The 23,759-nt window shown below is 56.1% G+C and carries 25 protein-coding genes and 2 tRNA genes; 13 read left to right on the forward strand and 14 right to left on the reverse strand.

Translation table 11 applies throughout. The annotated features are described in order from the left end of the window. Positions 1-5 precede the first annotated feature (5 nt). The 5 genes from sufC (at position 6) to AB3N39_RS08765 (ending at position 4,757) form a co-directional block, all read left to right on the forward strand. Positions 6-752, forward strand: a complete 747-nt coding sequence (sufC, locus tag AB3N39_RS08745; protein WP_014831592.1) for a Fe-S cluster assembly ATPase SufC — start codon at positions 6-8, stop codon at positions 750-752. Then, entirely contained in the window at positions 727-1,998 is a 1,272-nt protein-coding gene (gene sufD, locus AB3N39_RS08750) for a Fe-S cluster assembly protein SufD (protein ID WP_367897216.1), read from the forward strand. The genes sufC and sufD overlap by 26 nt, the downstream gene beginning before the upstream one ends. Next, complete coding sequence (sufS, locus tag AB3N39_RS08755) at positions 1,995-3,215, forward strand: cysteine desulfurase SufS (protein WP_367897217.1); 1,221 nt, start codon at positions 1,995-1,997, stop codon at positions 3,213-3,215. The genes sufD and sufS overlap by 4 nt, the downstream gene beginning before the upstream one ends. Before the next feature lie 14 nt (positions 3,216-3,229). Beyond that, the gene (gene sufE, locus AB3N39_RS08760; RefSeq protein WP_023311331.1) at positions 3,230-3,646 is read left to right on the forward strand and encodes a cysteine desulfuration protein SufE; all 417 of its coding nucleotides are present in this window, start codon (positions 3,230-3,232) and stop codon (positions 3,644-3,646) included. Between the two features lie 97 nt (positions 3,647-3,743). After that, on the forward strand, positions 3,744-4,757 hold the full coding sequence (locus tag AB3N39_RS08765; protein ID WP_248173622.1) for a L,D-transpeptidase family protein: 1,014 nt from the start codon (positions 3,744-3,746) through the stop codon (positions 4,755-4,757). A gap of 60 nt (positions 4,758-4,817) precedes the next feature. Here the strand turns inward: AB3N39_RS08765 and lpp are convergent, their stop codons facing one another. The 4 genes from lpp to AB3N39_RS08785 form a co-directional block, all read right to left on the reverse strand. Beyond that, entirely contained in the window at positions 4,818-5,054 is a 237-nt protein-coding gene (lpp, locus tag AB3N39_RS08770; protein ID WP_001082307.1) for a murein lipoprotein Lpp, read from the reverse strand. A gap of 309 nt (positions 5,055-5,363) precedes the next feature. Beyond that, positions 5,364-6,785 carry a pyruvate kinase PykF gene (gene pykF, locus AB3N39_RS08775; protein WP_367897218.1) on the reverse strand — a complete coding sequence of 474 codons (1,422 nt, stop codon included), beginning with the start codon at positions 6,783-6,785 and terminating at the stop codon, positions 5,364-5,366. A 377-nt stretch (positions 6,786-7,162) separates the two neighbouring features. After that, a complete protein-coding gene (locus AB3N39_RS08780; RefSeq protein ID WP_127732769.1) occupies positions 7,163-8,308 on the reverse strand; it encodes a PLP-dependent aspartate aminotransferase family protein in 1,146 nt (381 codons plus the stop codon). 11 nt (positions 8,309-8,319) lie between these two features. Next, positions 8,320-9,690, reverse strand: coding sequence for a pyridoxal-phosphate dependent enzyme (locus AB3N39_RS08785; RefSeq protein ID WP_367897219.1), 1,371 nt, complete (start codon positions 9,688-9,690; stop codon positions 8,320-8,322). A 400-nt stretch (positions 9,691-10,090) separates the two neighbouring features. Between AB3N39_RS08785 and AB3N39_RS08790 the strand changes: the two genes are divergently transcribed. The 4 genes from AB3N39_RS08790 (at position 10,091) to fumD (ending at position 12,930) form a co-directional block, all read left to right on the forward strand. Beyond that, entirely contained in the window at positions 10,091-11,113 is a 1,023-nt protein-coding gene (locus AB3N39_RS08790; RefSeq protein WP_045910313.1) for a methionine ABC transporter ATP-binding protein, read from the forward strand. Further along, complete coding sequence (locus tag AB3N39_RS08795) at positions 11,106-11,774, forward strand: methionine ABC transporter permease (RefSeq protein WP_008500617.1); 669 nt, start codon at positions 11,106-11,108, stop codon at positions 11,772-11,774. The genes AB3N39_RS08790 and AB3N39_RS08795 overlap by 8 nt, the downstream gene beginning before the upstream one ends. Before the next feature lie 23 nt (positions 11,775-11,797). Then, positions 11,798-12,610: a MetQ/NlpA family ABC transporter substrate-binding protein gene (locus AB3N39_RS08800; RefSeq protein WP_008500616.1), complete on the forward strand. Its 813-nt coding sequence runs from the start codon at positions 11,798-11,800 to the stop codon at positions 12,608-12,610. Between the two features lie 110 nt (positions 12,611-12,720). Further along, positions 12,721-12,930 carry a fumarate hydratase FumD gene (fumD, locus tag AB3N39_RS08805; RefSeq protein WP_008500615.1) on the forward strand — a complete coding sequence of 70 codons (210 nt, stop codon included), beginning with the start codon at positions 12,721-12,723 and terminating at the stop codon, positions 12,928-12,930. Here fumD and AB3N39_RS08810 read toward each other — a convergent pair. From AB3N39_RS08810 to AB3N39_RS08825, 4 genes are read right to left on the reverse strand one after another with little or no spacing between them, the layout of a single operon-like run. Next, a complete protein-coding gene (locus AB3N39_RS08810) occupies positions 12,911-13,597 on the reverse strand; it encodes an amino acid ABC transporter permease (RefSeq protein WP_367897220.1) in 687 nt (228 codons plus the stop codon). The two genes, fumD and AB3N39_RS08810, sit on opposite strands and share 20 nt — an antisense overlap. Continuing rightward, a complete protein-coding gene (locus AB3N39_RS08815) occupies positions 13,581-14,357 on the reverse strand; it encodes an amino acid ABC transporter permease (protein ID WP_367897221.1) in 777 nt (258 codons plus the stop codon). Before AB3N39_RS08815 ends, AB3N39_RS08810 begins: the two co-directional genes overlap by 17 nt. Next, complete coding sequence (locus AB3N39_RS08820; protein WP_133294235.1) at positions 14,357-15,172, reverse strand: amino acid ABC transporter ATP-binding protein; 816 nt, start codon at positions 15,170-15,172, stop codon at positions 14,357-14,359. Before AB3N39_RS08820 ends, AB3N39_RS08815 begins: the two co-directional genes overlap by 1 nt. 2 nt (positions 15,173-15,174) lie before the next feature. After that, the gene (locus AB3N39_RS08825; protein WP_288459889.1) at positions 15,175-16,005 is read right to left on the reverse strand and encodes an ABC transporter substrate-binding protein; all 831 of its coding nucleotides are present in this window, start codon (positions 16,003-16,005) and stop codon (positions 15,175-15,177) included. A 245-nt stretch (positions 16,006-16,250) separates the two neighbouring features. On the opposite strand from AB3N39_RS08825, the gene AB3N39_RS08830 reads away from it, so the two are divergent. Next, entirely contained in the window at positions 16,251-16,418 is a 168-nt protein-coding gene (locus AB3N39_RS08830; RefSeq protein WP_038419198.1) for a hypothetical protein, read from the forward strand. Between the two features lie 94 nt (positions 16,419-16,512). Here the strand turns inward: AB3N39_RS08830 and AB3N39_RS08835 are convergent, their stop codons facing one another. Continuing rightward, complete coding sequence (locus AB3N39_RS08835) at positions 16,513-16,653, reverse strand: hypothetical protein (protein WP_003857665.1); 141 nt, start codon at positions 16,651-16,653, stop codon at positions 16,513-16,515. Between the two features lie 125 nt (positions 16,654-16,778). Between AB3N39_RS08835 and AB3N39_RS08840 the strand changes: the two genes are divergently transcribed. Beyond that, on the forward strand, positions 16,779-17,561 hold the full coding sequence (locus tag AB3N39_RS08840; RefSeq protein ID WP_248173635.1) for an MBL fold metallo-hydrolase: 783 nt from the start codon (positions 16,779-16,781) through the stop codon (positions 17,559-17,561). Positions 17,562-17,633: 72 nt separating this feature from the next. Continuing rightward, positions 17,634-18,269 carry a carbonic anhydrase gene (locus AB3N39_RS08845; protein WP_109844381.1) on the forward strand — a complete coding sequence of 212 codons (636 nt, stop codon included), beginning with the start codon at positions 17,634-17,636 and terminating at the stop codon, positions 18,267-18,269. A gap of 28 nt (positions 18,270-18,297) precedes the next feature. Here AB3N39_RS08845 and AB3N39_RS08850 read toward each other — a convergent pair whose 3' ends face one another. The 4 genes from AB3N39_RS08850 to mdtK all read right to left on the reverse strand — a co-directional run bounded on the left by AB3N39_RS08850 (position 18,298) and on the right by mdtK (position 21,697). Continuing rightward, positions 18,298-19,893, reverse strand: a complete 1,596-nt coding sequence (locus AB3N39_RS08850) for an FAD-NAD(P)-binding protein (RefSeq protein WP_367897222.1) — start codon at positions 19,891-19,893, stop codon at positions 18,298-18,300. A 119-nt stretch (positions 19,894-20,012) separates the two neighbouring features. Further along, positions 20,013-20,089: transfer RNA gene (locus AB3N39_RS08855), tRNA-Val, on the reverse strand. Positions 20,090-20,093: 4 nt separating this feature from the next. Continuing rightward, positions 20,094-20,170: transfer RNA gene (locus AB3N39_RS08860), tRNA-Val, on the reverse strand. 153 nt (positions 20,171-20,323) lie between these two features. Further along, positions 20,324-21,697, reverse strand: a complete 1,374-nt coding sequence (mdtK, locus tag AB3N39_RS08865) for an MdtK family multidrug efflux MATE transporter (RefSeq protein WP_367897223.1) — start codon at positions 21,695-21,697, stop codon at positions 20,324-20,326. Positions 21,698-21,922: 225 nt separating this feature from the next. On the opposite strand from mdtK, the gene AB3N39_RS08870 reads away from it, so the two are divergent. Then, positions 21,923-22,564, forward strand: a complete 642-nt coding sequence (locus tag AB3N39_RS08870) for a riboflavin synthase subunit alpha (RefSeq protein WP_095442481.1) — start codon at positions 21,923-21,925, stop codon at positions 22,562-22,564. Positions 22,565-22,595: 31 nt separating this feature from the next. Here the strand turns inward: AB3N39_RS08870 and cfa are convergent, their stop codons facing one another. Further along, positions 22,596-23,744: a cyclopropane fatty acyl phospholipid synthase gene (cfa, locus tag AB3N39_RS08875; protein WP_133294239.1), complete on the reverse strand. Its 1,149-nt coding sequence runs from the start codon at positions 23,742-23,744 to the stop codon at positions 22,596-22,598. Between the last annotated feature and the right edge of the window lie 15 nt (positions 23,745-23,759).

The following is a 23,759-nucleotide window of genomic DNA, read 5'->3' on the forward strand; positions in this document are numbered from 1 at the left end:
AGCACATGTTAAGCATTAAAGATTTACAGGTCAGCGTAGAAGACAAAGCCATCCTGCGTGGCCTCAATTTTGACGTCAAGCCGGGTGAAGTTCACGCCATCATGGGGCCGAATGGTTCCGGGAAAAGTACGCTTTCCGCGACGCTGGCGGGCCGCGAAGATTATGAGGTAACCCACGGCTCGGTCGAGTTCAACGGCAAAGATCTGCTGGAAATGTCACCGGAAGATCGCGCGGGAGAGGGCATCTTCATGGCCTTCCAGTACCCGGTCGAAATTCCGGGCGTCAGCAACCAGTTCTTCCTGCAGACGGCGCTGAATGCGGTGCGCAAGTATCGCGGCCTGGAGGCGCTCGATCGCTTCGACTTCCAGGATTTAATGGAAGAGAAAATCAAGCTGCTGAAAATGCCGGAAGATTTGCTCACCCGCTCGGTGAACGTCGGTTTTTCCGGCGGCGAGAAAAAGCGTAATGACATTCTGCAGATGGCCGTTCTGGAGCCCGAGCTGTGCATTCTGGATGAGACCGACTCCGGTCTGGACATCGACGCCCTGAAGATTGTCGCTGACGGCGTCAACTCCCTGCGCGACGGCAAGCGTTCATTCATCATCGTCACCCACTATCAGCGCATTCTGGACTACATCAAGCCGGATTACGTTCACGTGCTTTATCAGGGGCGTATTGTCAAATCCGGTGATTTCACGCTGGTTAAACAACTGGAGGAGCAGGGCTATGGCTGGCTTACCGAACAGCAGTAATGCGCTCCAGCAGTGGCACCGGCTGTTTGAAGCCCAGGGCGGCACGCGCTCGGCGCAGGCGCAGCAGCATCTGCAGCAGATGCTGCGTCTTGGTCTGCCGACGCGTAAGCATGAGAACTGGAAATATACTCCGCTCGATGGCCTGCTAAACGCCGAGTTTGTGACCCGTCTGGCGGATATCACCCCGGCGCAGCGTGACGCGCTGGCCGTAAACGTGGATGCCGTGCGCCTGGTTTTTGTCGACGGTGAGTTCCGTCCGGAACTGAGCGACGCCCTTCAGGGGAGCGGATTTGAGATTGAGATAAACGACGATCGCCAGCCACTGAGCGCCCCGGTTCAGCCTGAGGTTTTCCTGCACCTGACCGAGAGCCTGGCCCGCAGCGTGACGCATATCGGCGTGAAGCGTAACCAGCGTCCGGCAAAGCCGCTGCTGCTGATGCACATCACCCAGGGGCTGGGCGGCGACGAAATCAACACCGCGCACTATCGCCATCATCTTGAGCTGGCGGAGGGGGCTGAGGCCACGGTGATTGAACATTACGTCAGCCTCAACGAGACGCGCCATTTTACCGGGTCGCGTCTGACGATGAACGTGGCGGCCAATGCCCAGCTACACCATATCAAGCTGGCGTTTGAGAATGCGCAGAGCCACCACTTTGCCCATAACGACATTGTCCTGGGCCAGGATGCGGCGGCGTACAGCCATAGCTTCCTGCTCGGCGGGTCGGTGCTGCGCCACAATACCAGCACGCAGCTTAACGGTGAAAACACCACGCTGCGTATCAACAGCCTGGCGATGCCGGTTAAATCTGAGGTGTGCGACACGCGCACGTGGCTGGAGCACAACAAAGGCTACTGCAACAGCCGCCAGCTGCACAAAACCATCGTGAGTGATAAAGGGCGAGCGGTGTTTAACGGTCTGATTAACGTGGCGCAGCACGCCATTAAAACCGACGGGCAGATGACCAACAACAATCTGCTGTTGGGCCGACTGGCGGAGGTGAACACCAAACCGCAGCTGGAGATCTACGCCGACGACGTGAAGTGCAGCCACGGTGCGACGGTCGGGCGAATCGACGACGAACAGATGTTCTACCTGCGTTCCCGCGGCATCGGCAAGCAGGCGGCGCAGAAAATGATTATCTATGCGTTTGCCGCCGAACTGACGGAAGCGCTGCACGATGGTCAGTTAAAACAGCAGGTGCTGGCGCGTATCGGTCAGCGTCTGCCTGGAGGCGAAGCATGAGTTTTCCCGTAGAGAAAGTACGGGCAGATTTCCCGGTTCTGACCCGTGAAGTGAACGGTCTTCCTCTGGCCTATATGGACAGCGCGGCCAGCGCGCAGAAGCCGAATCAGGTGGTGGATGCCGAAGCCGAGTTTTATCGCCATGGCTATGCCGCCGTGCATCGCGGTATTCATACCCTGAGCGCCGAGGCGACCCAGCGGATGGAAAACGTACGCACGCAGCTTGCCGCCTTCCTCAATGCACGTTCGCCGGAAGAGCTGGTCTTCGTGCGCGGAACCACCGAAGGGATCAACCTTGTCGCTAACAGCTGGGGCAACGCACAGGTCCACGCGGGGGATAACATCATCATCACCCAGATGGAGCATCACGCCAATATCGTGCCGTGGCAGATGCTCTGCGAGCGCGTTGGTGCGCAGCTGCGGGTGATCCCGTTGAACGCCGATGGGACGCTGCAGCTCGAGCAGCTAGACGCACTGCTAGACGATAAAACGCGGCTGGTGGCGGTCACCCAGGTCTCCAACGTGCTCGGGACTGAAAACCCGGTGGCAGCGATTGTCGAAAAAGCCCGTCAGGTGGGCGCAAAAGTCCTGATTGACGGCGCCCAGGCGGTGATGCACCACGCGGTTGACGTTCAGGCGCTGGACTGTGATTTCTACGTCTTTTCAGGCCACAAGCTCTATGGGCCGACCGGGATAGGCGTGCTGTATGTAAAAGAAGACATTCTGCAGGCGATGCCGCCGTGGGAAGGGGGCGGGTCGATGATCGCCACCGTCAGCCTGACGGAAGGCACGACCTACGCGCGCGCGCCGTGGCGTTTTGAAGCGGGCACGCCCAACACCGGTGGGATTATCGGTCTGGGGGCGGCGGTCTCTTACGTCTCTGCCATCGGTCTTGATGCCATTCAGGAGTATGAACGGCTGCTGATGCACTATGCGCTTGCGGAGCTTGCCAGCGTGCCGGATTTGACCCTCTACGGGCCTGTCGACCGGCAAGGGGTGATCGCGTTCAATCTCGGGAAACACCACGCCTATGACGTGGGCAGTTTCCTTGATAACTACGGCGTGGCTGTCCGCACCGGGCACCACTGCGCCATGCCGCTGATGGCGTTTTACCAGGTGCCGGCAATGTGCCGCGCGTCGCTGGTGATGTACAACACGACGGAAGAGGTCGACAGGCTGGTGGCGGGGCTTAAGCGCATACACCAGCTGCTGGGCTAACGGAGAGGCAAACGATGGCAGAACTGCCGGACAGAGACAAATTGCTGCGCAACTTTGGGCGTTGCGCAAACTGGGAAGAGAAGTACCTTTATATCATCGAGCTGGGGCAGCGTCTGCCGCCGCTCGGTGAAGAGGCGCATAACCCGGAAAACAGTATTCAGGGCTGTCAGAGTCAGGTGTGGATTGTGATGGAGCAGTCTGACGACGGCACGATAGCACTGCACGGCGACAGCGATGCGGCCATTGTAAAAGGGCTTATTGCGGTCGTCTTTATTCTTTACCACCGGATGTCGGCGCAGGATATTGTTGCGTTTGACGTCCGCCCGTGGTTTGAAAAAATGGCCCTGACCCAACACCTCACCCCGTCACGCTCCCAGGGACTGGAAGCGATGATTCGCGCGATCCGCGCCAAAGCTGCAATCCTTAGCTAGACTTACAGAACAGCATTCATTCTGTTTCGCGAGGTGGTTCCCGCCTCGCTGGTTTTTCAGCTTTCTGGCGTCCTGCCAGTGAATAAGGAATCTCAGCATGAAGCGCGCGTCTCTCATAACTCTATTACTCCTCAGTTCGCTCGGTGCCCTTAATTCGGCCCGCGCGATGGACTATCCGTTGCCGCCCGCGGGCAGTCGTCTGATTGGGCAAAATCAAACCTACACGATACAGGAAGGGGATAATAAGCTGCAGACCATCGCCCGTCGGTTTAATACGGCGGCGCAGGTGATCCTGGAAACCAACAATACCATTGCGCCGGTTAACCCTGCGCCGGGAACCGTCATTACCATTCCGTCGCAAATGCTGTTGCCGGACACGCCGCGCGAGGGGATTGTGGTGAATCTCGCAGAGCTTCGGCTCTACTACTTCCCGCCGGGAGAAAACATTGTTCAGGTCTTCCCGCTCGGCATCGGACAGCTGGGGCTGGAAACGCCGGTGACGACCACGCGGGTGAGCCAGAAGATCCCGAATCCCACCTGGACACCCACGCCGGGCATCAGAGCACGCTCTCTGGAGCAGGGCATTAAATTGCCTCCGGTGGTACCTGCCGGGCCAAACAACCCGCTGGGGCGCTTTGCACTGCGTTTAGGCGTGGGCAACGGGGAATATCTCATCCACGGCACCAGCGCGCCGGACAGCGTGGGCCTGCGGGTCAGCTCCGGTTGTATGCGGATGAACGCCCCGGATATCAAAGCGCTGTTCGAACAGGTGCGGGTTGGCACGCGGGTACAGATTATTAATGAACCCGTGAAGTTCTCCGTGGAGCCGGACGGTAAACGCTATATTGAGGTCCACCGTCCGCTGGCGCAGGTTGAGGGGGAAAATCCGCAGGTCTCGCCAATTGCCCATTCCGCGGACTTTGCGACTTTTGTTTCTCAGGCGGGAAGCGATAAGGCGCTGATTGAGAAAGCCCTGGCACGTCGTGCGGGCATCCCGGTTATCGTGTCGTCAGGGAGCGGTCCTTCAGCCAGCAATAGCGTATTGTCGGTGCAGAACAGCCGGGTGTCTGCTGCGGTAGCGGAAGATGAAGTGGAGAAGGTGACGCAGTAGCCGTTTGACTCAGGCAAAAAAAATGGCGCACAATGTGCGCCATTTTATTAACAGGTACTATTACTTACGGTATTTAGTAGCCTGGTTGTCCAGACGCTGGTTAGCGCGAGCTGCGTCGTCTTTAGCAGCCTGAACGTCGGAACGCATTGCGTTCACGTCGTTGCTCAGCTGGTCAACTTTAGCGTTCAGAGTCTGAACGTCAGAAGACAGCTGATCGATTTTAGCGTTGCTGGAGCAACCAGCCAGCAGAGTAGAACCCAGGATTACCGCGCCCAGTACCAGTTTAGTACGATTCATTATTAATACCCTCTAGATTGAGTTAATCTCCATGTAGCGTTACAAGTATTACACAAAGTTTTTTGGGTTGAGAATATTTTTTTGATGGGAATACACCTATTTTTGATCGTTCGCTCAAAGAAGCATCGAATCAGCCCTTTTCGGGCAAAAATCTAAGGAAAAAAAGGCATTTATCATCGGATTCATCTTAGATAAATCGCAATTAAATAGAAAAACCCGATTTGCATTTTGAATGACTTTGGCTAATACGAGGAATAAAAAAAGCGCCCGGAGGGCGCTTTTTATCCAAATTAATTGGTTCGGGAATTATTACAGCACGTGAACAGATGCGGTATTGGTTGTGCCGCTTGGTACCAGTGCGCCAGAAACCATGACCACAACGTCACCTTTCTGTGCCAGACCGCGATCCACCAGCTCCAGAGCTACTTCTTTACCCAGACGGTAGAAATCATCCGTAGACGCGATCTCTTTCACCAGGTGAGGGATCACGCCTTTGCTCAGCACCAGCTGACGAGCCGTGGTTTCGTTGGTAGTCAGCGCCAGGATAGTTGCATCCGGGAAGTATTTACGCACCGCGCGAGCTGATTTACCACCCTGGGTGGCAACCACGATCAGTGGTGCTTCCAGTTTCTCAGCCGTTTCTACCGCACCGCGGCAAACCGCTTCGGTGATGCGCAGCTTGCGGCTGTCGTTGTTGTAGTCCAGACGGCTTTTCATTACGCGGTCGGTACGTTCGCAGATGGTAGCCATGATGGTCACCGCTTCCAGCGGGTATTTACCCTTCGCGGATTCGCCGGACAGCATAACCGCATCAGTACCGTCGAGGATGGCGTTTGCCACGTCGCCTGCTTCTGCGCGGGTTGGGCGTGGGTTTTTGATCATGGAGTCCAGCATCTGCGTTGCGGTGATAACCACTTTACGCGCGCGAACACATTTCTCGATCATCATCTTCTGCGCGAAGATCACTTCTTCAACCGGGATTTCTACACCCAGGTCGCCACGTGCAACCATGATGCCGTCAGACGCTTCGAGGATTTCGTCGAAGTTGTTCAGGCCTTCCTGGTTTTCAATTTTGGAGATGATCTGGATCTTCTCGCCGCCGTGCGCTTTCAGGTGCTCACGAATTTCAACTACGTCAGAACGCTTACGGATGAAGGATGCCGCAACAAAGTCAACGCCTTGTTCGCAACCGAAGATCAGGTCCTGTTTGTCTTTTTCAGCCAGCGCTGGCAGTGCGATAGAGACGCCTGGCAGGTTAACGCCTTTGTTTTCGCCCAGGTCGCCGTTGTTCAGCACTTTACAGATAACCTTGTTGCCTTCGATCGCGGTGACTTCCATACCGATCAGACCATCGTCTACCAGCACGGTGTTACCGACGGACAGGTCGTTGGTGAAGCCTTCATAGGTCACTGCAACGATTTCGCTGTTGCCGACAACGGATTTGTCGGTGGTGAAGGTGAAGGTCTGGCCTGCTTTCAGAGAGACATCGTTACCGCCTTCCAGTTTGATAGTACGGATTTCTGGACCTTTGGTATCCAGCAGGATCGCGGCTTTTTTACCGGTCTTGCTCATCACGTTGCGCAAGTTCTGGATACGCTGACCGTGTTCTGCGTAGTCACCGTGGGAGAAGTTCAGACGCATCACGTTCATGCCGGCATCCAGCATTTTGCTCAGCATCTCTTCAGATTCGGTTTTCGGGCCGATAGTACAAACAATTTTCGTCTTTTTCATGACAGTCTTAGTCTTTAAGTTGGGAAGGATATGGAAATCTCGCTCCGGGGGCGCACCGCCGCGGAGTCAAACCTGTGTTGCAAAAGAGTATATGACACGCACTAAGGATAGGAGACATCAAATGAGCGTGCAGAAGAAAGTGTGCCTGAGTGACAGCCCAACGAAGGAGAGGAGAAGTTGTACGTTGTTTTTTGTATTCCAAGCGCTGAAACCATTCACCAGGGATTAGGCGCGCATTATACGCTGATTTGAAGATAAAAGGAAAATGGAAACGGTGTTTCAGAAATAATCTGTGCAGTTTCACATAATATTGTTATCAATGCGTTAAGCCATGATGACAACTTGTGGCGGCAGGTGAGGGACCTGCCGCATTTTGCTTATTTTTGCAGCGCCTGGCTGAGGTCGGCAATCAGGTCTTTGGGATCTTCAATCCCGACTGACAGGCGGATCAGCTGCGGCACAATGCCGTTTGCCAGGCGTTGCTCGAGCGGAATCGACGCGTGGGTCATGCTGTAAGGCTGGCTCACCAGACTTTCCACGCCGCCCAGGCTCTCCGCGAGGGTGAACAACTTCAGGTTGCGAATCACCTCGGCGGCGCGTTGCGCATCGCCTTTTACCACGACGGAAATCATGCCACCGGGCAGGGCCATCTGGGTGCGGGCAAGCTGATATTGCGGATGCGACTCCAGGCCGGGATAGAACACCTTTTCGACCAGAGGGTGTTGCTCCAGCCATTGCGCAATCGCCAGCGCGTTGGTGCTGTGCTTTTCGACCCTCAGCGCGAGCGTGCGAATACCGCGCAGCGTCAGGAAACTGCTGAACGGATCCAGAACGCCGCCCACCGCGTTTTGCAGATAGCCCAGCTTGTCCGCCAGTTCCTTGTTATCCCCGACAATCGCCAGCCCGGCGACCACGTCAGAGTGGCCGTTAAGGTATTTGGTGGCGGAGTGCACCACGATATCGAAACCCGACTCCAGCGGACGGTGGATCACCGGCGACGCGAAGGTGTTATCCGCCACGCTGATGACGTTATGACGACGGGCGATTGCCGCGATGGCCGCCAGATCCGCCAGCTTCAGCAGCGGATTGGTTGGCGTTTCGACCCACACCATGCGGGTATCCGGGCGGATGGCGGCCTCGAGCCCGGCGAGGTCGTCCGGTTTAACCCAGCTGACCTGCAGGCCGGTGCTGCGCTTGCGCACGTTTTCGATCAGGCGGTACGTCCCGCCGTAAACGTCATCAATGGCAACGATATGGCTGTCTTTATCCAGCAGTTCGAGCACCGTGGAGATGGCCGCCAGACCGGAGGCGAAGGCGTAGCCGCGCGCGCCGCCCTCCAGTTCGGCGATCGCGGTTTCCAGCGCGTGGCGGGTAGGGTTGCCGCTGCGCGAATACTCATAGCCGGTATGCTCGCCGGGTGACGGTTGCGCAAACGTCGAGGTGGCGTAAATCGGCGGCATGACGGCGCCGTGCTGGTCGTTGAACTCGCCGCTGTGGACGCTCAGGGTAGCCAGGTTTTTCATCATCTGTTCCTTTATTGCTGAAGACGGTTGCGCCAGGCGGTCAGAACGTCGCTGCGCGTAATCAGACCGAGAAAACGGTCGTTGTCATTAATGACGGCCACCAGGCCGCGGTCGAAGATGGCGTGCAGGGAGCTTTCCGGGGCGTGTTTATCAAGAAACTCCACCTGACGCGTCATGGCTGCCGTCACCGGCAGCGCGAAGCGATCGCCGTCGCCGCCGATATGCCGCAGGAGATCCCACTCGTCGATAATGCCGACCACCTTGCCGTTCTCCAGCACCGGCAGCTGGGAGATGTCATACAGACGCATGCGTGCCAGAACGGTGGAAAGCGTGTCGTCCGGGGCCGCGGTAACGGTGGCGCCTTCATCGTGGCGCAGGGCGATGTAGTCAGAGAGGTCGCCGGCCTGAGGACGCGTGATGAGCCCCTGCTGTCGCATCCAGTCGTCGTTGAACATCTTCGAGAGATATTTATTGCCGCTGTCGCAGGCGAAGGTCACCACGCGCTTCGGCGTGGTCTGCGCCTGGCAATACTTCAGCGCGGCCGCCAGCAGCGTGCCGCTGGAGGAACCCGCCAGAATGCCCTCCGTTTTCAGCAGCTCGCGCGCGGTGGTGAAGGCTTCGCGGTCGGTGATGCGCCAGGCGCGATTCACCCCTTCAATGTGGGCCAGCGGCGGAATAAAGTCTTCACCAATTCCCTCAACCAGCCAGGAGCCCGCGTCGTGGTAGCGTCCGGTTTCCACCTGGTCGGCCAGAACGGATCCGGCCGGGTCTGCCAGGACAAATTCAGTATGCGGAGAGTGCTCGGCGAACCACGCCTGCAGGCCGCCCAGCGTGCCGCCTGAGCCGACGCCCACGACGATGGCGTCGATCCGGCCGTCAAGCTGTTCATACAGTTCCGGCGCCGTGGTGGTGCGGTGCGCCAGCGGGTTGGCTTCGTTGTTGAACTGGTCGATGTAAAACGCGCCGGGCAGCTCACTGGCCAGGCGCTGGGCGTAATCCTGGTAATAGGCCGGGTGGCCCTTATTGACGTCGGAGCGGGTCAGCACCACCTGGGCACCCAGCGCGCGCAGGTGGAAAATCTTCTCGCGGCTCATTTTGTCCGGCACCACCAGGATCAGCGAGTAGCCTTTCTGGGCGGCGATCAGGGCCAGACCGAGGCCGGTATTGCCCGCCGTAGCCTCAATTATCGTGCCGCCAGGCTTCAGCTTACCGGTACGTTCCGCTTCGTTAATCATCGACAGCGCAACGCGATCCTTAATCGAACCGCCCGGGTTCTGGTTTTCCAGCTTCAGAAAGAGCGAGCAGGGACCGGTATCAAGCTTATGCAGCTGGATCAGCGGGGTACGACCAATCAGTTCGGTGACGGAGTGATAAATCGTCATGATGTTTTCCTTTCTGGATGTCATGACGGGATGATAGGGCGGTGAAATTTTCTCAATAAAGAACCATTCACTGCCGTTTAGAACAGAAAGGAATATAAATGCCATTTCTGGATGGCAGGACAGCAAGACGTAAAGTTGTCTGGATGTGAGGATGGCTATATCGGGATAAAATGCTGCAAAAATGACCGTTTTTTGCGCCCGTCCGCCAGCAGATATGCATCCGGCAGATAATCATTGCTGAAATTGGTCTAAATGCTTCCCACCCGGTAAATCCGCTGTTTATTTCGGAAAGTTATAACACATTCTTTTTTGTTCATTTAAAAGCGGGTAACGGCTGTTTACTATCGTTTGGACATCCATACTGCTAAACCGCCACGGGCGGCACGGATAATGAATAAGAATGATTGTACTGAGCAATATTTCGAAAGTTTTTGACAACGGAAAGGTGGCACTCACAGCCGTTGATAACGTCAATTTGACGATAGCACAGGGACAGATATACGGGATCATTGGTTACAGCGGCGCAGGTAAAAGTACGCTTATCCGCCTGCTCAACGGGCTGGAAAAACCGAGCAGCGGCAGCGTAACCATCAACGGGCAGAACATTTCTGCCGCAAAAGGTGAAGCGCTGCGCCAGGCGCGTCTGAAGATCAGCATGGTGTTTCAGCACTTTAACCTGCTGTGGTCGCGCACGGTCAGCGAGAATATTGCGTTCTCGATGCAAATTGCCGGCGTACCGAAAGCCGAAATTAAGGCCCGCGTGGCCGAGCTTATTGAACTCGTTGGCCTGAAAGGCCGCGAGCATGCCTATCCGTCGCAGCTGAGCGGTGGTCAAAAGCAGCGCGTGGGTATTGCGCGTGCGCTGGCTAATCGCCCGGATGTGCTGCTCTGCGATGAAGCCACCTCCGCGCTTGACCCGCAGACCACCGATCAGATCCTCGATCTGCTGCTGGATATTAACCGCCGCTTTAAGCTGACCATCGTGCTGATCACCCACGAGATGCACGTGGTGCGCAAAATCTGCGACCGCGTGGCGGTAATGGAGAACGGTAAGGTGGTGGAAGAGGGAGACGTGCTGAGCGTCTTTACCCATCCGCAGCAGCCGATTACGCAGCAGTTTGTGCGTCAAGTGAGCCAGTACGCTGAAGAAGAAACGTTCAATACCGAACTGGCAAACGATCTGGAAGGGACGGTCATCAGGCTGACCTTTACCGGGCACAGCACGCATAAGCCGATTGTGGGCGAACTGACGCTGCGCTACGGCCTGCCGTTTAACATCCTGCACGGAAAAATGACCCAAACCGCTCACGGCGTGTTTGGTCAACTCTGGGTGCACGTCGTGGCATCTGACGAACAACTGAACAATATCCTCGCCGACCTGCAGCACAGCGATATTGAAGGCGAGGTGATTAAACATGGCTGAGAATCTCTTTCCGCATCTCAAGTGGGATCAGCTCTGGGCGGCGACGCTTGAGACGCTGTACATGACCGCGCTGTCCGGCGTGGCGACCTTTGTGCTGGGCATCGTGCTGGGTCTGGCGCTGTTTTTAACCGCGCGCGGCGGTCTGTTCCATAACCGCACGGTCTACAGCGTGATTTCGATTGTGGTGAACGTGTTCCGCTCGATTCCGTTCATCATTTTGATTGTGCTGCTGATCCCGTTCACCAAGACCGTCGTCGGCACCATTCTTGGCGCCAACGCGGCGCTGCCGGCCCTGATAGTGGGTGCCGCACCGTTCTACGCACGCCTGGTGGAGATCGCCCTGCGTGAAGTGGATAAAGGCGTGATTGAAGCGACGCGCTCGATGGGCGCACGACTGAGCACGCTCGTGTTTCGGGTTTTACTGCCGGAATCATCACCCGCACTGGTATCAGGTATTACGGTGACGCTGATTGCGCTGGTGAGCTACAGCGCAATGGCGGGGGTGATTGGCGCCGGTGGTTTGGGAAATCTGGCTTATCTGGAAGGATTCCAGCGCAACCATGGTGACGTCACGCTGGTGGCAACGGTGACCATTCTGATCATCGTTTTCATTATCCAGTTCTGTGGCGATGTCATTACTTCACTGTTAGATAAACGCTAATAAATACACACAGGAACCACATCATGAAAAAGACACTGACACTGATCGCCGCTGCAACCCTGAGCGCCCTGAGCTTCGCCTCCTGGGCCGACACCCTGACCGTGGGTGCATCCAACACGCCGCATGCGGAAATTCTGGAGCAGGCAAAGCCGATTCTGGCGAAGCAGGGTATCGACCTGGAGATTAAACCGTTCCAGGATTACATTCTGCCGAATACCGCGCTGGCGGGTCATGACATCGACGCGAACTATTTCCAGCATATTCCTTACCTGAACAGCGTGCTGAAAGATCATGCGGGCGATAAGGACTACGATTTTGTCAGTGCGGGCGCGATCCACATTGAGCCAATCGGCATCTACTCCAAAAAATACAAGTCGCTGAAAGACCTGCCGGAAGGCGGCAAGATCATCATGCGTGACGCGGTTTCTGAAGAGGGGCGTATTCTTTCCATCTTCGAGAAAGAGGGCGTGATCAAGCTGAAGCCGGGCATCGATAAAGTGACCGCGCGCATCAGCGACATCGTCGAGAACCCGAAAAAGCTGAAGTTCACGCCTAACGTTGAAGCGTCTCTGCTGCCGCAGATGTACAACAACAACGAAGGCGATGCGGTGGTGATCAACGCCAACTACGCGATTGACGCCGGTCTGGATCCGGTTCACGACCCGATTGCGGTAGAGAGCGGTGAAAACAACCCGTACGCCAACATCATTACCGTACACCGCGGTGACGAGAAGAAGAAAGATATCGTCGCGCTGGTGAACGTGCTGCACTCGAAAGAGATTCAGGACTGGATCCGCACCAAGTACAAAGGCGCGGTTATTCCTGTAAACAACTAATTTACTGATTTTGCTGATGAAGCCCGGCGAGTCTCTCGCCGGGCTTCTTTTTTGTATCCGGCTGGAGAATCATTTAAGCTCAACGTTTAAAAGGCAATGGAGTGATGACGATGGGTAACGTGACCAAAGATGAAGCGCTGTACCAGGAGATGTGCCGGGTGGTCGGAAAGGTGGTGCTCGAGATGCGTGATTTAGGGCAGGAGCCAAAGCATATTGTCATTGCCGGGGTACTGCGTACCGCGCTGGCGAACCAGCGCGTTAAACGCAGTGAATTGACAACCGAAGCAATGGAAACGGTGGTTAAAGCGCTGGCCGGGTAAGGCGCCAGCGCTTCGCAAGCTGCTCGAGCGAGCAGCAGAGCAGGTAGTAAACCACGCCCGTAAAGATAAAAATGGCCGCCGGGTAGATTTGCACCCGGTTGTTGACCTGTCCCGCCACCGTGGTCAGTTCAGGGACGTTCACGATAAACGCCAGCGACGTATCCTTCAGCAGGCTGATAAAAATCCCCACCAGCGACGGTAGAATATTCCTCAGCGCCTGCGGCAGCAGCACGTGCAACAGGGTTTGTTGGGTGCTGAAGCCCTGAGACAGCGCGGCCTCATACTGCCCGGTCGGCAGTGCGCTCAGCCCGGCCAGCACCGAGTGCATCACGGTGGCCGCCGTAAACCAGGCCAGTGCCAGCATGACGGTCAGCGCCCCGGGCAGATCGCCTCCGGTGATGAGCGGCAGGAGATACCACATCCAGAAAATCACGAAGATAAGCGGGATACCGCGAATCAGCTCTGCCCATAAAAAGAGGACTTTTCGCACGAGCCCGGTAAAGCGCCAGGCCAGGCACGCGAGCAGTATCCCTCCGGGCAGAGCGATAACCGCAGCGCCTGCTGCCATCATTAACGAAAGCAGTACGCCTCCCGGTTCACCCGTTGCCGCGCGTCCCCACAGCAGATAATCGAGGTTATCGGTGATGACATTAAGTCCGGCAATCATGTTTTTCACTCCCTGCGATGACGACGTTCGGGCGTTTACGTTTCGCCTGTGGCCCAAGGCGTACCAGCACCATCCCCATGGCCAGGCCGGTCAGCAGATAGAGCACGGTACCGAGGGTAAACGCCTCCAGCGCGTGCGCGTTATAGCTTTCGATCTGCCTGACCTGATAGGTGAGCTCGGCGAAGCCAATCCCGCTGGCGAGCGAGGAGAGCTTCATCAGATTGAGATACTGGCCCACAACGGGCTGCCAGGCGTTGGCCAGGCCCTGCGGCAGAAGGATGAAGCGAAACAAGCGCCACGCGGAGAATCCCTGGGCGAGCGCCGCCTCCCGCTGCCCGGCGGGCACGGAACGCAATCCTGCTTCCACCTCTTCGATTAAAAACGCCGAGGTAAAAACGCCCAGCCCCCAGGCAGAGCATAAAAATTCGGGCGTAAACCACCAGACGTCGCCGGGCAGAATCGACCAGCTGTGATCGGCGTTGACCGCTTCGCGAAACGCCTGCGGCAGCCCGTTCCAGGAGGCAAAATACCAGAACAGTAGCTGCACCAGCAGCGGGGTATTGCGAAAGAGTGATACCCAGCCGCTGACGATCGCTTTCCCGACGCGTCCGCCGGACAGGCGCAGGAGCATAAAGAGCAGTGCGAGCAGGCTGGCCAGCGCGATCCCCGCCAGCGTCACCCACAGGGTGGTGAGGAATCCGGAGAGTATCCACTGCAGAGGCTGTCCGGTCAGTACCCCCTGCCAGTCGAGCGCGGGCATTACAGATGCTCCTGATGCAGCGGGTTGAGCACCTTTTGCAGGAAGCGCTGCGCGCGCGGATGCGCTGGCTGGCTGAAAAACTGCGCCGGCGGCGCGGTTTCCATAATTTGCCCGCCGTCGATAAAGACAATCCGGTCGGCGATTTCCCGGGCAAACTGCATCTCATGGGTTACCACGATCATCGTGATCCCGCTGTGGGCGAGGGCTTTCATCACGAACAGCACTTCACCAATCATCTCCGGATCCAGCGCGGAGGTGGGTTCATCGAACAGAATGATTTGCGGTGAAGAGGCGAGGGCGCGGGCTATCGCCACGCGCTGCTGCTGCCCGCCGGAAAGCTCCGCCGGGTAATGGTGGGCTTTTTCCAGCATCCCGACTTTCTCCAGCAGGGCCAGCGCGCGCTCCTGAGCAGGATGCGGCTTCCAGCCGTGAACGTGCTCCAGTGCCAGGGTGATGTTCTGGCTGGCGGTGAGATGGGCATAGAGATTGAACTGCTGGAACACAAACCCCACGCGGCTTCGCAGCTGACGCAGCCCGGTACCGGAGAGCTTTCCGGTAGGCTTGTTGTCGACCAGAATCTCCCCGCCGCTCAGGGTTTCAAGCTGGTTGATAAGACGGATCAGGGTGGATTTACCGGAGCCTGAAGGGCCGAGGATGGCAACCACTTCTCCGGGCGTGATGGTGAGGTTAATATCGTTTAAAACCTGATGGTCACCGTAGCGTTTGTCCACATGACGAAACTCGACGCTGGCCTGTTCCAGATGTGAAAAATCCGCGGCACCGGCCGCGGAGTGTGAAAATAAACCTGAGAGCATAATTACCTGGCTTCTATTTTAAAGGCGCGCGGCTGTGGAGCAGGGGTGCCAGGACCAAACCAGGCATCATAGATTTTTGCCGCCTGACCGGTCTTCTCGAGATTAACCAGTTCGTCGTTAACGGCCTTCAGCAGCGCCGTTTCACCTTTCTTCACCCCCACGCCAATCTCTTCTTTACTGAGCAGATCGGGCAGGATTTTGAAGTTGGCTTTGTCCGGCGCCTGCGCCAGCAGGCCGGCCAGAATGGTGCTGTCCTGGGTAATGGCCTGGACGTTGCCATTGCGCAGTGCGGTCAACGCCAGCGGGATGTCGTCATAAGAGAGGACGCGGGACTGCGGGAAACGCTGGTGCAGCGCCTGCTCGCCCGTCGTTCCTTTGACTGCGCCAATGCGCGCCCGGCTATAGTCATCAAGCTTGTCCGGTGATTTTGCCGGAACGAGGAACTGCTGGCCGGTAACGAAGTAAGGCGTAGAAAAATCAATGACCTGTGCGCGTTCCGGGGTGATGGTGATATCCGCCACGATCAGGTCGGCTTTGCCGGACTGCAGCAGCGGAATGCGGTTGGCCGGATTGGTGGCAACCAGTTCAAGCTTCACGCCGAGCGATTTTGCCAGCGCTTTGGCAAAGTCCACGTCATAACCCACGATCTCATGCGTTTTGGCATCAATCGAGCCAAACGGCGGGTTGGCGTCAAACGTGGCCACTTTCACCACCCCTGCTGCCTTAATATCCGCCAGCCGATCGGCCTGTGCCTGCGCTGAAAGCAGGCTCCCCGCCGCCAGTAATCCCAGAACCAGTGTCCGTTTGGTAAACCCTTTCATATTTGCTGCCATAGTCATTCGCCATCCCGTTGTTTTTGTTTTACCCCGTTACGCTCCCATAAGGGAAAGCTATCGCCAAATAAGAAATCGTTCTTTGCTATGAGCAAAAAAGCATTAGTGAACAAGGTGTTAATGAAGCGTGAAAAGGACGAGGTGCTATTTGCAGATCCTGCACATAGACAGTGGATTTTGGTATTTCCCCTGCACGGGATTTGGGTGCTTAACTGAGGTCAGACACGGCGAGAGAGGGTAAGACGATGAAAAAGTGGATCAGCACGTTACGGCGGTTTTTTGCGGCCCGGCCAGCGAATGCGGAGAACAGCGCGCAACGTGTTCTTGAGTCGATACTGCCTGTCGCCAGCCTGTATGGCGTAGACGTTGCCAACATTGACCCGGAGTGGTTCCATGATAAAACGTCACGCTGAACTGCGCCGCACGCGCGAAACCTACTGGAACGAGGTGTGCGTGACGTTTAACGAGTGAAATAAAAAAAGCACCGGTTTCCCGGTGCTTTTTTTATTAGATCTTGCAGGCGTCGCCGCAGTCGTCGTCGGCGACAATCGCCTGCGCTTTTTTGTCTGCATCGTCCAGACGTTCCGCATTACGCTCTTCTGCTTCATCCAGACCGTTAAAGACTAAGTTATCGAGATCAATTTCCATGTTGCACCTGCTCTGTTCAGTTTTCGATAATGGCACAGTATAGGGCAAAAAAAGCCAGCAATGTACCTCGCAGCACATAAGGATAATCCCTGCCATACTCAGTGCTTTATCGCTGAGGAGAGCACATGATTACACTCTGTAAAACCTGCGGGACCGCCTACGATACGCAGCCTGACAGATGCCCGATTTGTGAGGATGAACGCCAGTATGTGCCCATCACGGGGCAGGCGTGGACCGATCTCGATACCGTCACCGCCACGCACAGCAACAAATGGCAGCAGCTGGAGCCGCGATTATTCGGTATCAAAACGGTTCCTGCGTTTGCGATTAACCAGCGGGCGCTGCTCCTGCAAACGCCCCACGGCAATATCCTCTGGGACTGCATCGCCAACCTCGATCCCGCAACCCAAACCCTCATCGCCGCCCTTGGCGGCATCAGCGCGATTGCGATTTCACATCCGCACTATTACACCACGATGCAGGAGTGGGCTGCGGCGTTTGATGCGCCGGTGTACCTGCACGCCAGCGACAAAGAGTGGGTGATGCGCGACAGCCCGGCCATTCATTTCTGGGAGGGGGATACGCAGGAGATTTTCCCGTCGGTGACCCTGCTGCGTCTGGGTGGGCATTTTGCCGGGGGAACGGTGCTGCACTGGCAGGAGGGGGACGGGGTATTGCTGGTTGGCGATATTCTGCAGGTCACGCCGGGTAAAGACGCCGTCTCGTTTATGTGGAGCTACCCGAATTATCTCCCGCTGCCGGCCCGAACGGTGGCGTCGGTGGTGAGTCATCTCGAAGGCAAAACCTTTGAACGTCTTTACGGCGCGTTCGAAGGGCAGAACATCCTGGCCAGTGCGGACGAGATCGTGCAGCGGTCGGGCCAGAAATATATTGCTTGTCTGAAGTAAACCACGATGGGTAAACTTTACGAGTGTGATCTCGATCATGCCTAAACTAAAACAGATAAAAGAGACATTGCTATGCAACATATCATTGAAGGTTTTCTCAGCTTTCAAAAAGAGATTTTCCCGCAACGTAAAGAACTCTTCCGCAGTTTAGCGTCCAGCCAGAATCCCAAAGCGCTGTTCATCTCATGCTCCGACAGCCGTCTGGTCCCGGAACTGGTCACCCAGCAAGAGCCTGGACAACTCTTTGTCATTCGTAATGCTGGCAACATTGTGCCGCCGTTCGGACCGGAGCCAGGCGGTGTGTCCGCAACCATCGAATACGCCGTCGTGGCGCTGGGCGTCACGGATATCGTGATTTGCGGTCACTCCAACTGCGGCGCGATGAAGGCGATTGCCGATAACGCGAACCTGGAGCCGATGCCTGCCGTGTCACACTGGCTGCGCTATTCCGACGCGGCAAAAGCCGTGGTAGAGAAGAAAACCTGGGATAAGCCGATCGATAAGGTCAATGCGATGGTGCAGGAAAACGTCTTTGCGCAGCTGAGCAACATCAAGACCCATCCGTCCGTTGCGGTGGGCCTGCGTAATAACTCCATCCGACTGCACGGCTGGGTGTACGATATTGAAAGCGGCGAAATCCTCGCGCTGGATAAAGCGACGAAAAGTTTCGTTTCGCTGTCGGAAAACCCGGAAGTCTTCTTCGAGTAATTACCAACAGCAGGGCATGGAAGCCCTGTCAGATCTCAATATACGGTAACCTTCTCCGCGATCCCGACGCGGGTTTTTCAGCCGCCTTCGCCATCGCTTCTGCAATCTCAGCACATTCCGCCAGCCCCTGAACGAAGGGACGGTCGTGCATCAGCCACGGTATCGCGCCGAAGGCGATGCGTCCGCGCACGGTGTCAGGCGCTTTTAAGGTGTAATCCTCGCCGATATCGTGTATCCGATCTCCCGTTGCTTCCAGCTGTTTTCGCAGCGTCGGGAAGGGCAGATCTTTCGTTTTGAGCGGCTTTTGTCCGCGTGCGTCAATAAATACGTCGAAACGATAGACGGTCTCTTTTGTGGTTATCACCGTTCGATCGCTGCCAACGTCGAGCGTGTAGTCGTCACCGAGCGCGGCCACGCTGATGATGCCGGCTTCGCGAAGTGCGAGCAGCCTGCGGATAGACTGCGGAGGAATGGCGGCATAATTGTCGATAAATACCCGAGCCAGCCCCTGACTGAAGCGTTCACCGTCTTGCTCATCGAGATGGGGGACGATTTCCTGAACCACTTCATGCAGCCGAAGCACGGTATAGCGCCAGGCCACGGTACGGCGTTCCCGTTTGTTGCGTTCAACCTCGTTGAGATTCTCTTCCGCCCAGGTAAAGGGGCCGTGGCGTTTACGATCCTCAAACCAGGCCTCACGAATAGTGTCCGCATTCAGCGTATGCAGAGACATTTTCTCGCACCATGCCGGATCGGCAAGCTGAAGCTCTTTGACCATCAGGGCAAAAATGCGGTCAAGCAGGCCATCCGGTCCTTTGGCTATCTCGCTTTCCACCACGAATTCGGTCAAAACCGACAGCGGTTCGTAAGGAATAGGGCAGTAAAAATCGGCTTCCGGCAGAATGCCCGTCCGGGACATCAGCGTAATGTGTAACCCTTCGCTGCCGTTGTCGAGGATGAATTTACCGTCACGAAACTCACCGTGCTGCATCACCACCGCCATAGCCGCGTCGAGACCGCTCAACGAGGTGCCCATAATGCCCACGCGGCAAGGGGGAATGCGGGCGTCCATCAGACCGGACCACGGACTTGGGAAGAACGTGCGCGTGGCTTCATCCTCCTCTGGCCAGACGTGGCCGGTGGCGATAACCGCCAGGTCGAATTTATCCGGTAGGGCGCGGTCGTTGACCGAAATCGTCACGCCGGTTGTCGAAGGGTTGATGTCGGTGACCTTCGCTGATTCATGGATCTCAACCTGGAACCCCAGCTTTTTCGCCTCTTTTACGATTGATCGAAAGCTGTCGCGAAAATACTCCCCCAGCAGGATCCTCGGCAGGAACTGCCGATCGTGCAGGCTGGCTTTATCAACCTTAAAACGCGACAGATGGGCGTCGCTCTGTTCCTTGAGCCAGTCGAGGTAGGTCATAAAAATGGGCGGGATTTCAATGCTCGCAATGTTCGCCAGCATCAGCCGGGAATTATCGTCGTCGTTATAGGGCATTCCCACGCCGGCTTCATCGGCCTGTTCGAAAACGGAAACGGAGAGCGGCGTGCTGTTCTTAAGCAGGTGATAAAAGGTGTAAATCCCTGTGGGGCCGGAGCCGATAATCGCGATCTTCTTCATCAACACGTTTCCTGTGTTTTTTTCCATAGGAAAAGCGTAGCAGGAGAACAATGAAGAAAATAAGGGATTAGGAAAATTCAGGATATCAGAAGAGGAGTTGCACCATTTCAGGACTGAAATGGTGCGTCCGAGTGGACTCGAACCACCGACCCCCACCATGTCAAGGTGGTGCTCTAACCAACTGAGCTACGGACGCAGAATGGTGCGTTCAATTGGACTCGAACCAACGACCCCCACCATGTCAAGGTGGTGCTCTAACCAACTGAGCTATGAACGCAACGTGTTGTCGGTGACAACGGGGACGAATATTAGCGGCACAGCATCGAGGTGGCAAGAGGGAAAATGCAATTTTCTCTCTGATTTCACGCGATTGCTGTATTACCGCGCAAAGTGAAGAGAAAGTAGCCGCCAGGCGGCGGCTACTGCGTCGTTAACGTGCAGCGCGTTGCAAAATGACCGTTGATGGCTGGCGCTGCAGGAAGCGCATGCGCATCATCATCATAATCGCCGCCGAGGTCAGGCCGATGATAAAGCCCATCCAGAACCCTGCCGGCCCCATGCGCTCAACCACCAGGTCGGTCAGGGCCAGAATATAGCCACACGGCAGACCCAGCACCCAGTAGGCGATGAAAGTGATAAAGAAGATGGAACGCGTGTCTTTATAGCCGCGCAGCACGCCGCTGCCAATCACCTGAATGGAGTCAGAAATCTGGTAAATCGCGGCCAGCAGCATCAGGTGCGATGCCAGCGTGACGACTTCCGGATTGTCGTTATAGAGCAGAGCGATCTGCTCGCGTAATGCAACGGTAAAGAGCGCAGTACAGATCGCCATGCAGACGCCGACGCCCAGTCCGGTTCGGGCGGCCGTTTGCGCATCGAGCGTTGAGCCCTGGCCCAGGCGGAAGCCTACGCGAATCGTCACCGCCGCCGCCAGCGACATCGGCAGGACGAACATCAGGGAGCTAAAGTTCAGCGCGATCTGGTGCCCGGCGACGTTCACAATGCCCAGCGGGGAGACCAGCAGGGCGACCACGGCAAATAGGGTCACCTCAAAGAACAGCGCGAGGGCGATCGGCAGCCCTAACTGCACCAGACGCGTCATGATGTTCCAGTCCGGCATGCTGAATCTGTGCTCGTTACGAATATCGCGCATGGAGCGGGCGCGCTTCAAGAAGGTAAGCATCGAGAAGAACATTACCCAGTAAACGGCGGCCGTCGCCACGCCGCAGCCGACGCCGCCCAGCTCCGGCATCCCGAAATGACCGTAAATAAAGATATAGTTAACGGGAATGTTGACCAGCAGCCCGATAAAGCCCATCACCATGCCGGGCTTGGTTTTCGCCAGGCCTTCACACTGGTTACGCGCCACCTGGAAGAAGAGGTAGCCAGGCGCACCCCAGAGCAGCGCGCGCAAATAACCCACGGCTTTGTCTGCCAGTGCCGGGTCAATATTATGCATAGCGCGAATGATATGGCCCGCGTTCCAGAGCACGACCATAATCAGCACCGAGACAAATCCTGCCAGCCAGAAGCCCTGGCGGACCTGATGGGCAATGCGCTCGCGGCGCCCCGAACCATTGAGCTGAGCGATAACAGGGGTGAGTGCGAGCAGCAGACCGTGGCCGAACAGGATGGCCGGAAGCCAGATTGACGTGCCGATAGCAACGGCCGCCATGTCGGTGGCGCTGTAGCCACCTGCCATTACCGTATCCACAAATCCCATTGCGGTCTGGGCCACCTGCGCGACGATCACTGGTATAGCCAGTGCCAATAGCTGGCGCGCTTCATTCATGTACTTCTGCACGTGAACACCTTTATTTTGTAGTTATATGAGAGACTAAAAAAGCCGCCGAAACTGGCAGCAAGAAGAAAATGCAGGGGGGTGCCAGCTATTGTAGCGGGCTTTAGCTATTTATCTAGTGAAAAAATCGCCAGAAAATGCGCTCTGCTGGCAACCTGTTTTTCCAACTGTTATTGTGGAGGGATTAAACGGTGCCACCACCGTCTGGAAAAAACAGGAGTTGTAAGCATGTTTACTGGTATTGTGCAGGGCACTGCCAAAGTGGTGTCCATTGATGAAAAACCTAATTTCCGTACTCATGTTGTTGAGCTGCCGGAATATATGCTTGAGGGCATTGAAACCGGCGCGTCGATTGCCCATAACGGCTGCTGCCTGACCGTTACCGAAATTAACGGCAACCAGATTAGCTTTGATTTAATGAAAGAGACGCTGCGGATCACTAACCTGGGCGAGCTGGTGGTAGGCGATACCATCAACGTTGAGCGCGCGGCGAAGTTCAGCGATGAGATTGGCGGTCATCTTATGTCGGGGCACATCATGACCACCGCCGAAGTGGCGAAAATCGTGACCTCGGAAAATAACCGTCAAATCTGGTTTAAAATGCAGGACCCGTCATTAATGAAATACATTCTCTATAAAGGATTTATTGGCATTGACGGGATTAGCCTGACGGTAGGGGAAGTGACGCCAACGCGTTTTTGCGTGCATTTAATTCCTGAAACGCTGCAGCGCACCACGCTGGGCGCGAAAAAACTGGGGCATCGCGTGAATATCGAAATCGATCCGCAGACCCAGGCTGTGGTTGATACGGTTGAGCGCGTGCTGGCAGCAAAAGAAGCCGCAATAATAAAGACCGCCGAAGAAGAATAAAAAATAACCCCGGATATCCGGGGTTATTTTTTTAGCGTGCGACACGCAGTCCGTGTTCTATCCCACGGCTGAATACCACCTGCCAGAGCTGAATATCCCGTGCGCGAAACGCCCCCGCGCAGGCATTCAAATAATAGCTAAACATTCGTTTGAATCGTTCAGAATAGTTGTCCGCAATCTCTGGCCAGGCTTTCTGGAAACGTTCATGCCATGCCATTAAGGTGGTGTCGTAGTCCGCGCCAAAGTTATGCCAGTCTTCCATCACGAAATGGGGTTCACTGGCGTTGGCAATCTGGCGAACGGACGGTAAACAGCCATTCGGAAAGATGTATTTGTTGATCCACGGGTCAACGTTGTTGTCGGTCCGCTTAGAGCCGATGGTGTGCAGCAGGAAGATGCCGTCCGGTTTCAGATTCCGGTCCACCACCTCAAAATAGGTATCGTAGTTTTTTGGCCCCACGTGCTCGAACATGCCGACGGAAACAATCCGGTCAAACTGTTCATTCAGGTCACGGTAGTCCTGCAGCCTGATATCCACATCGAGATCCTGGCAGCGCTCCCGCGCCATTTTTTGCTGTTCCGCTGAGATCGTCACGCCGACCACGCTGACGCCATAATGCTTCGCCATAAAATATGCCAGCCCACCCCAGCCGCAGCCGATATCCAGCACGCGCATGCCGGGCTGTAGCTGCAGCTTCTCGCTAATCAGACGCAGCTTCGCCTGCTGAGCCTCTTCAAGCGTCGAGGCCTCTTTCCAGTAGGCGCAGGAGTATTGCATGAAAGGGTCCAGCATGCGGCTGAACAGGTCATTGCCGAGATCGTAATGCTCTTTGCCGACGATCCAGGCGCGTTTTTTACTTTGCAAGTTAAACAGTCGGGCAGAGGCGACACGCAAAGTGTCTTTCAGATTGCGGGGGAGTTGATTTTCCAGACCGGCACGCAACACGCTGGCAAAAAAGATATCCAGCCGTTCACAATCCCACCAGCCGTCCATATAACTTTCTCCCAGGCCTAACGACCCTTCCCGCAACACGCGTTTAAAAAAGTCGGGATGTTTAACCTGGGGATCGGATGGCGAAGATCCGTTGATAGTGATGCCTGCTCGACCTAACAGTTCACTGACGATCCGGGACCAGTTGTCGTCCGGAACGCTGACTTCTTCTATACACGATGAACTCATAGCTTCTCCATCACC

The sequence above is a fragment of the Enterobacter vonholyi genome (assembly GCF_040834095.1).
GTDB classification, from domain to species: Bacteria; Pseudomonadota; Gammaproteobacteria; order Enterobacterales; family Enterobacteriaceae; genus Enterobacter; species Enterobacter vonholyi.

What these genes read in the sequence shown, in the direction of transcription:
- sufC (WP_014831592.1), top strand. Translation starts at nt 6, where the DNA reads ATGTTAAGCATTAAAGATTTACAGGTCAGCGTAGAAGACAAAGCCATC.
- sufD (WP_367897216.1), top strand. Translation starts at nt 727, where the DNA reads ATGGCTGGCTTACCGAACAGCAGTAATGCGCTCCAGCAGTGGCACCGG.
- sufS (WP_367897217.1), top strand. Translation starts at nt 1,995, where the DNA reads ATGAGTTTTCCCGTAGAGAAAGTACGGGCAGATTTCCCGGTTCTGACC.
- sufE (WP_023311331.1), top strand. Translation starts at nt 3,230, where the DNA reads ATGGCAGAACTGCCGGACAGAGACAAATTGCTGCGCAACTTTGGGCGT.
- AB3N39_RS08765 (WP_248173622.1), top strand. Translation starts at nt 3,744, where the DNA reads ATGAAGCGCGCGTCTCTCATAACTCTATTACTCCTCAGTTCGCTCGGT.
- lpp (WP_001082307.1), bottom strand. Translation starts at nt 5,054, where the DNA reads ATGAATCGTACTAAACTGGTACTGGGCGCGGTAATCCTGGGTTCTACT.
- pykF (WP_367897218.1), bottom strand. Translation starts at nt 6,785, where the DNA reads ATGAAAAAGACGAAAATTGTTTGTACTATCGGCCCGAAAACCGAATCT.
- AB3N39_RS08780 (WP_127732769.1), bottom strand. Translation starts at nt 8,308, where the DNA reads ATGAAAAACCTGGCTACCCTGAGCGTCCACAGCGGCGAGTTCAACGAC.
- AB3N39_RS08785 (WP_367897219.1), bottom strand. Translation starts at nt 9,690, where the DNA reads ATGACGATTTATCACTCCGTCACCGAACTGATTGGTCGTACCCCGCTG.
- AB3N39_RS08790 (WP_045910313.1), top strand. Translation starts at nt 10,091, where the DNA reads ATGATTGTACTGAGCAATATTTCGAAAGTTTTTGACAACGGAAAGGTG.
- AB3N39_RS08795 (WP_008500617.1), top strand. Translation starts at nt 11,106, where the DNA reads ATGGCTGAGAATCTCTTTCCGCATCTCAAGTGGGATCAGCTCTGGGCG.
- AB3N39_RS08800 (WP_008500616.1), top strand. Translation starts at nt 11,798, where the DNA reads ATGAAAAAGACACTGACACTGATCGCCGCTGCAACCCTGAGCGCCCTG.
- fumD (WP_008500615.1), top strand. Translation starts at nt 12,721, where the DNA reads ATGGGTAACGTGACCAAAGATGAAGCGCTGTACCAGGAGATGTGCCGG.
- AB3N39_RS08810 (WP_367897220.1), bottom strand. Translation starts at nt 13,597, where the DNA reads ATGATTGCCGGACTTAATGTCATCACCGATAACCTCGATTATCTGCTG.
- AB3N39_RS08815 (WP_367897221.1), bottom strand. Translation starts at nt 14,357, where the DNA reads ATGCCCGCGCTCGACTGGCAGGGGGTACTGACCGGACAGCCTCTGCAG.
- AB3N39_RS08820 (WP_133294235.1), bottom strand. Translation starts at nt 15,172, where the DNA reads ATGCTCTCAGGTTTATTTTCACACTCCGCGGCCGGTGCCGCGGATTTT.
- AB3N39_RS08825 (WP_288459889.1), bottom strand. Translation starts at nt 16,005, where the DNA reads ATGGCAGCAAATATGAAAGGGTTTACCAAACGGACACTGGTTCTGGGA.
- AB3N39_RS08830 (WP_038419198.1), top strand. Translation starts at nt 16,251, where the DNA reads ATGAAAAAGTGGATCAGCACGTTACGGCGGTTTTTTGCGGCCCGGCCA.
- AB3N39_RS08835 (WP_003857665.1), bottom strand. Translation starts at nt 16,653, where the DNA reads ATGGAAATTGATCTCGATAACTTAGTCTTTAACGGTCTGGATGAAGCA.
- AB3N39_RS08840 (WP_248173635.1), top strand. Translation starts at nt 16,779, where the DNA reads ATGATTACACTCTGTAAAACCTGCGGGACCGCCTACGATACGCAGCCT.
- AB3N39_RS08845 (WP_109844381.1), top strand. Translation starts at nt 17,634, where the DNA reads ATGCAACATATCATTGAAGGTTTTCTCAGCTTTCAAAAAGAGATTTTC.
- AB3N39_RS08850 (WP_367897222.1), bottom strand. Translation starts at nt 19,893, where the DNA reads ATGAAGAAGATCGCGATTATCGGCTCCGGCCCCACAGGGATTTACACC.
- AB3N39_RS08870 (WP_095442481.1), top strand. Translation starts at nt 21,923, where the DNA reads ATGTTTACTGGTATTGTGCAGGGCACTGCCAAAGTGGTGTCCATTGAT.
- cfa (WP_133294239.1), bottom strand. Translation starts at nt 23,744, where the DNA reads ATGAGTTCATCGTGTATAGAAGAAGTCAGCGTTCCGGACGACAACTGG.